This is a genomic window from Leifsonia sp. NPDC058230 (genome assembly GCF_042882245.1).
Taxonomy (GTDB): Bacteria; Actinomycetota; Actinomycetes; order Actinomycetales; family Microbacteriaceae; genus Leifsonia.
In genome coordinates this window covers 879257-885997 of record NZ_JBHVWM010000001.1, presented here as the reverse complement: position 1 = coordinate 885997, position 6741 = coordinate 879257, and the positions used below count along the sequence as shown (strand labels likewise).

The window sequence follows — 6741 nt, the reverse complement described above, 5'->3', positions numbered from 1 at the left end:
CGCGAACCTGACAGACGCGCGAACCTGACAGACGCGCGAACCTGACAGACGCGCGTACCTGACAGACGCGAAGCGGCGGCCGGATGCTCGACTCGAGCATCCGGCCGCCGTTTGCGTAGCTGCGCTCAGGCGCGGCTGTGGAGGTCCTCGATGATGCGGAGGCCCACGAGCGCGTCGCGCGGAGCGACCGGGACCGGAGCCCCGTCGCGCAGGGAGAGGGCCAATCGCGCGTAGTACTCCGCGTACTGGCCGCGCAGCGTCGGAACGGTCTCGAACGAGGCGTCGGTGCCGAGCCGGCCCGCGCGGTCGTCAGCGGCGAAGCCCGGGTCGGTCGGCGTCGTCCCGGCAGCCAGCTGGGCTTCCTGCGGGTCGAGCCCCTCCACGACGTATGCGCCCTCGGAGCCGAGCACGCGGAAGCGCGGCCCCCGTTGCGCGACGAGGCTGCTCATCCACAGGTGGGATCGCACGCCGCTCTCATGGTGCAGGGCGATGAAGCTGTCGTCGTCGTTGCTCGTGTCGGTGCGGTGACGCACGAATTCGCCGTAGTAGTCGGCGACCGGCCCGAAGAGTTGCATGGCCTGATCGATGATATGGCTGCCGAGGTCGTAGGCCACCCCGCCGCCCTCGGATCCGGCGGTCGCGCTCTTCCAGGCCGGGCGCGGGCGCGGGTTCAGCCACTCGAACCGCGACTCGAACCGCCACACGTCGCCGAGGCGTCCGGTGGTCACGAGATCGGCGACGGTCAGGAAGTCGCCGTCCCAGCGCCGATTGTGGAAGACCGTGAGCGGCACGCCGCGCGACTCGGCGAGGTCGATCAGTTCTTCGGCCTCCTGCGACCGCACGGCCAGCGGCTTGTCGACCACGACCGCGATCCCGGCCTCGATCGCCCGGCGCGCCAGACGGGCGTGCTCCGGGGTCGGCGCGGCCACGACGATGAGGTCGAGCCGCTCGGGGTCGTCGAACAGTTCGTCGACGGTCGACAGGATGCGCGCATCCGGAAACCGCGACGCCGCCTCGGCCGCCCGCCCAGGGTTGGCCGTGACGATCGCGTCGATCGTGAAGGCAGGGTCCGCGGCGAGCAGTGAGGTGTGGAAGACGCGGCCGGCCAGTCCGTAGCCGATGACCGCCGCGCGGAGAGCGGAGTCGCTCATCGGCCGATCAGCGCTCCGACTTCGCCGCCCACCGGGATCCCGAGGCGCTCGGCGTACGAGGCCACGATCTGCTGGCAGAGCAGGATGTCCGCACGTCCCTCGGCCAGCCCGGATGCGGGCGGCGTGCCCCCGCGGATCATCGCGTAGAACGCCTCGAGCTGGGTCTCGAACGCCTCGGTGATGCTGCGTCGCACGACGCGGCGCTCCGCATCGCCGTCGACGCCGGTCACGGTGAGCTCGGTGGGAGCGTGCATCAGGTACGGCGACGGGAAGACGAGTTCCACCGTTCCGCTGCCGTGCACGACACGCACCGTCTCGCGGTAGGCCGGGAAGTCGGGCAGGTACTGCCAGGTGAGCGAGAACCGGCCGCCCGCGGCGAGCCGTCCGACGGCGGAGATCGACGGCGGGTGCTCGCCGAACGACTTGCGGTCCCGTCCCACATCGCGCACGGCGTGCTCCGACGACTGCCGCCACATGTCGGCGAACTCGATGTTCTCGATCCCGAGGTCGAGCCGGCGCATCACCGAAAGGTCGTGGGCCAGGCTGCTCACGAGCGACCCGCGGTAGGCACGCCAGAGCGCGTCGTCCGCGTCGCCGACCGCGGCCTGCCAGAGACGGCGGTCCTCCGCGTCGATCGCGGCTGCGGCCGACTCGGGGAGCGGCGTCGTCGGTCCGACGATGTGCGCGAACGCCAGCTGCGACGCGCCCGTGGGGTGCAGCACGCTGGCCTCGACGCTGCGCACGTCGTCGACCTCTGCGAGGGCGTCGATCGCGGCGAGCACGGCCGGGTCGTACTGCTTCATGTAGCCGAGCAGGATCGCGGGATGCCCGAGGTCGGGCTCCGCCGCGATGAGCTCGTCGACCTCCGCGAGGGTGAACGCGAGCGGCTTCTCGCAGAAGACTGTGACCCCGCGGGCGAAGCAGGCGAGCACGGCCTCGGCGTGCGAACCGCGCGAGAGGATCATCACGGCGTCGAGGTCGCCGGCGTCGAGCATGTCGTCCAGGGATCCGAAGCGACGGGATTCGGGGATGCCGTACCGCGTGCCGACAGCATCCGTCACCTCGGTGGAGAGGTCGGCGATGGCGGCGATCGTGTAGAGCTCGGGGCGCCGGGCAAGGAGGGGCAGGTGCACGGCCTGCGCGACCGCGCCGAGGCCGAGGAGGCCGATCCGTACCGGTTCGGTCATCGCGCGTCCCCCTCGAGTCCGAACGGCATGCGGAGGGCTGACTTCACGTTGTCGCCGCGCTGCATCGCGCCGAACGCCTCCTCCCACTGCTCGATCGGGTAGACCCCTCCGAGCACGAGGTCGGGGCGCAGCTTCTTCTCCGAGAAGAGGCGCAGGACGCTCTCCCAGGTGTGCCAGGTGTGCGAGTAGCAGCCGTAGAGGGTGACGGCCTTCTTGACCAGGGGGTCGAGGGTGAATCCGAGAGGCTGCGGGCCCCAGCCGACCTTGGCGATCGCGCCGGCCGGACGCACCAGCTCCATGCTCGTCTGCAGTGCGATGCTCACACCGGTGGCGTCGACGACGAGGTCGGCGCCCAGGCCGTCGTGCAGGGTCGCGATCAGCGCCGCCGGGTCCTCCCGCGACACGTTCACGGTGTGGTCGGCGCCCAGCTCGCGCGCCTTCGCCAGCCGGTGCTCGTCGATGTCGGTGCCGAGCACCACGGTGGTTGCGGCTCCGGCGAGTTGAGCGATCTGCAGGGCGAGGATTCCGATCGCCCCGGCGCCCTGGATGACGACGAGGTCGCCGGGCTTCACGCCCGCCCGCTCGATGACCGCGTTGTAGGCGACCGAGAACGGCTCGGTCATCGCAGCCTCCTCGAAGCTGACGCCCTCGGGGATGCGGTGCAGCACGCGAGGCTCGGCGATGACGTACTCGGCCATGGCGCCGTCACGCTTGAGTCCGTATCCCTCGCGCCAGGGACAGAGGTTGTAGCGGCCGCTGCGGCAGAGCGCGCACACGCCGCAGATGGAGGCCGCGGTCTCGCAGACGACACGGTCGCCGACCGCCCAGCCCTCGACGCCCTCGCCGACCGCCTCGACGATGCCGGCGGACTCGTGGCCGAGCGTGACGGGGAGGACGCCCTTCGAGCTCTTGCTCTGCGAGTCGTGCCACATGTGGATGTCGGAACCGCAGACGCCGACCGTGTGGACCCGCACGCGGACGGTTCCGGGGACCGGTTCGGGAACGAGCACGTCCCTCACTTCGAGCGCACCATCCTCGTGGGCGAACTTGACCAGCGCCTTCATTGGCTCCTCCTGTCGGTGCTCGGCGGCCATGCCGGCACACGTGCAATTCTCTAGGGAACGGGAATGTGAAACTAGTTACGATTCTAATCAAAGTTTGTCCGAATTAGATCATTTAACTAGGATGGTGTTCGGAATCTATCAACATCACGCCGTTCAACGAGGAGTCGAGACGTGAGAATCGCAGCGTTTCCCAAAGGTGAACTGACCGCCATGGTCCTTCGCCGTACCAAGACCGTGCACGAATGGATCGACGAAGCCGGCAGCCTCGGCGTCGACGGTCTCGAGCTCCATACCGGCTTCTTCTGGTCGGAGGACGACGACTACATCGACGGCATCGGCGACCACCTGGCCTCCGCCGGCTTCGAGATGCCGATGATGTGCGCATCCCCCGACTTCACGAACCCGGATGCGGACGTGCGGGCCCGCGAGATCGATCAGCAGGCGCACTTCATGCGCGTCACCGCTCGACTCGGCGGCCAGGGCGCGACCTGCCGCGTGCTCAGCGGCCAGGCGCATCCGTCGATCGGCGTCGAACAGGGCGTCGACCTGGCGAGTGAGGCGATCCTCGGTCTGCTGCCGCTGGCGCGCGAGCTCGGCATCACGCTCGCGATCGAGAACCACTACAAGGCGAGCACGTGGGAGTACCCGGAGTTCGCGCAGCGCCCGGAGGTCTTCCGGGCGATCCTCGACCGCATCCCCGACCGGGTCGACTTCGGCGTGCAGTTCGACCCGTCGAACGCGATCACCGCGGGCGTCGACTCCAGCGAGTTCCTGGAGTCGGTCATCGACCGCGTGGTCACGATGCAGGCCTCCGACCGCTTTCTCGAAGCGGGGACGACCCTCGACGACCTCCGCCAGGCGGACGGCACGCTCGGGTACTCCCCCGCGCTGAAGCACGGCGTCGTCGGGCAGGGTCTCAACGACTACCCGCGCATCTTCGGCATCCTCCGCGACGCCGGCTACGACGGCTGGATCTCGATCGAAGACGGGGTCAACGGCATGGACGAGCTCCAGGCCTCCGTCGACTTCCTGCGCGACGCGCGCGACCGCTGGTTCGGCGGCTCGACCGCCGTCAGCGTGCGCAACCACGACCGGGCGCGGCAAGCCGCCGACGCTCTCGCAACCCCGAAAGGACAAGCCCTCTGATGGCACGCTCGATCCGCGGACTCAAACGATCCGACCTGACCCACGGCATCGTGCAGGTCTCCCTCGACCTCAAGAACCTCGACGACGCGCTGCGGATGGCCGCCATCGCCGTCGAAGCCGGCGCCGACTGGCTCGAGATCGGCACCCCGCTCGCCATGGCCGAGGGCACGCGCGCGGTGAAAGCGCTCCGCCGGGAGTACCCCGAGCATCCCCTCATCGCCGACCTGAAGATCATGGACGGCGGCTACGGCGAGGCCGCCCTCTACGCCGAGGCCGGCGCCGATGCCGTGGTCGTCATGGGTCGCGCGCACGACGCGACCATCCAGCGGGTGTGCGAAGCCGGCGAAGACTTCGGCATCCTCGTCATGGGCGACGACATCGCCGCCCCCGACCGCGTGGCCGAAGCCCGCCGTCTCGAACAGCTCGGCGTCGGCATGGTGCTGCACCACATCGGCCACGACCACCGGAACATGCACAGGGAGCTGGGGCTCTCGCCGCTCACCGACCTGCCCGCGATCGTCGCCGCGACGACCGTGCCGGTTCAGGCCGTCGGCGGGCTCAGCATCGAACAGGCCGTGAGCTGCCCCACCATCGGGGCGGGAGTCGTCGTGTTCGGTGCACCCCTCGCCGTCGACGACGAGACGTCCTTCACCATCCCCGAGGGCGACCTCCCCGCCGTTCTCGGCGACGCCATCGCCCGGGTGCACGCCACCCCGGTCACGAACTGAGCTCCCGGATGAGGGACGTCACCTTCCGAACGCTGCATCACTCCGCGTTCACCATGCCGCCCGGCGAAGAACAGCGCGCCCGCGACTTCTATGTCGGCGTGCTCGGGCTGACCGAGATCCCGAAGCCGGCGAGCATGCGGCCGATCGGCGGCTGGTTCCGCTCGCCCGCCGACGGCAGCGGCATCGAGATCCACGGCATCCCCGACCCCGACTTCACGCCCAACCGGCTCGGGCATCCCGCGATCGTCGTCGACGACCTGGATGCGCTGGCCGAACGACTCGCTGCCCACGGCGTCACGGTCGAACCGGACGACCGCTTCCCGGGATACCGGCGATTCCACACGTACGACTTCTTCGGCAACCAGCTCGAGTTCCTCCAGGAGAACTGATGACGCATCCGATCACCCTCTTCACCGCCCAGTGGGCCGACCTCCCGTTCGAGGAGGTCGCACGTCTCGCCGGCGAGTGGGGCTTCGACGGCCTCGAGATCGCCTGCAAGACCCAGCACTTCAACGTCGACCGGGCACTGGAGGACGAGGCGTACCTGCAATCGCGCAAGGACATCCTCGATCGCAACGGCCTGAAGGTCTGGGCGCTGTCGAACCATGCGCAAGGGCAGGTCGTCTGCGACGATCCGCTCGACTTCCGGCACGAATCCATCGTCGGACCGGCCACCTGGGGTGACGGCGACCCCGAGGGCGTCCGGGCGCGGGCGAGCGAGCAGCTGAAACGCACCGCCATCCTCGCGCGCAAGCTGGGCGTGGATGTGGTGACCGGGTTCACCGGGTCCAAGATCTGGCGCTACGTGGCGATGTACCCGCCCGTTCCGGGAACGGTGATCGACGACGGCTACCAGGACTTCGCCGACCGGTGGAACCCCATCCTCGACGTGTTCGACTCGGAGGGCGTCAAGTTCGCGCTCGAGGTGCATCCGTCGGAGATCGCCTACGACTACTGGACCACGGTGCGTGCCCTGGACGCGGTCGATCACCGCGAGGCGTTCGGCATCAACTGGGACCCGAGCCACATGGTCTGGCAGGACATCGACCCCGTCAACTTCATCCTCGACTTCGCCGACCGCATCTACCACGTCGACTGCAAGGACACCCGCACCCGCCCGAAGGACGGGCGGGTCGGGCGACTGGGCTCCCACCTGGCCTGGGGCAATCAGCGCCGCGGCTGGGACTTCGTCTCGACGGGTCGCGGCGACATCCCCTTCGAGGCCGCCTTCCGGGCACTCGACTCGATCGGCTACGCGGGCCCCATCTCGATCGAGTGGGAGGACTCCGGGATGCGCCGCGAGCAGGGCGCGCAGGAGGCCCTCGCCCACGTGCGCGGCCTGCTCAGCGAGCGGCCGACCGCAGCGTTCGACTCGGTCTTCGCGCAGAAGGAGTAGCCGAACCCTCAACGCAATCGAGTCCAGCCAAAACCCCCTCACAGCAGCGCTGTTGAGGGGGTTTTGGCT

7 protein-coding genes are annotated in these 6741 nt (G+C 69.3%); 4 read left to right on the top strand and 3 right to left on the bottom strand.

The window, feature by feature from the left end:
• Positions 1-125 precede the first annotated feature (125 nt).
• Genes ACFVV0_RS04490 through ACFVV0_RS04480 form a run of 3 tightly spaced genes read right to left on the bottom strand, consistent with a single transcriptional unit; the run spans position 126 to position 3402 of the window.
• A complete protein-coding gene (locus tag ACFVV0_RS04490) occupies positions 126-1151 on the bottom strand; it encodes a Gfo/Idh/MocA family oxidoreductase (RefSeq protein WP_387058791.1) in 1026 nt (341 codons plus the stop codon).
• Positions 1148-2338: a Gfo/Idh/MocA family protein gene (locus ACFVV0_RS04485; protein ID WP_387058788.1), complete on the bottom strand. Its 1191-nt coding sequence runs from the start codon at positions 2336-2338 to the stop codon at positions 1148-1150. The genes ACFVV0_RS04490 and ACFVV0_RS04485 overlap by 4 nt, the downstream gene beginning before the upstream one ends.
• Positions 2335-3402 (bottom strand): zinc-binding dehydrogenase, encoded by a 1068-nt coding sequence (locus tag ACFVV0_RS04480; protein WP_387058785.1) that lies wholly within the window; start codon positions 3400-3402, stop codon positions 2335-2337. The genes ACFVV0_RS04485 and ACFVV0_RS04480 overlap by 4 nt, the downstream gene beginning before the upstream one ends.
• Before the next feature lie 171 nt (positions 3403-3573).
• Here ACFVV0_RS04480 and ACFVV0_RS04475 point away from each other — a divergent pair, with 171 nt between their 5' ends.
• Genes ACFVV0_RS04475 through ACFVV0_RS04460 form a run of 4 tightly spaced genes read left to right on the top strand, consistent with a single transcriptional unit; the run spans position 3574 to position 6672 of the window.
• Positions 3574-4548, top strand: coding sequence for a sugar phosphate isomerase/epimerase family protein (locus ACFVV0_RS04475; protein ID WP_387058782.1), 975 nt, complete (start codon positions 3574-3576; stop codon positions 4546-4548).
• Complete coding sequence (locus tag ACFVV0_RS04470) at positions 4548-5276, top strand: orotidine 5'-phosphate decarboxylase / HUMPS family protein (protein WP_387058779.1); 729 nt, start codon at positions 4548-4550, stop codon at positions 5274-5276. Before ACFVV0_RS04475 ends, ACFVV0_RS04470 begins: the two co-directional genes overlap by 1 nt.
• Positions 5277-5284: 8 nt before the next feature.
• Complete coding sequence (locus ACFVV0_RS04465) at positions 5285-5665, top strand: VOC family protein (protein WP_387058776.1); 381 nt, start codon at positions 5285-5287, stop codon at positions 5663-5665.
• Positions 5665-6672: a sugar phosphate isomerase/epimerase family protein gene (locus tag ACFVV0_RS04460; protein WP_387058774.1), complete on the top strand. Its 1008-nt coding sequence runs from the start codon at positions 5665-5667 to the stop codon at positions 6670-6672. The genes ACFVV0_RS04465 and ACFVV0_RS04460 overlap by 1 nt, the downstream gene beginning before the upstream one ends.
• Positions 6673-6741 lie beyond the last annotated feature (69 nt).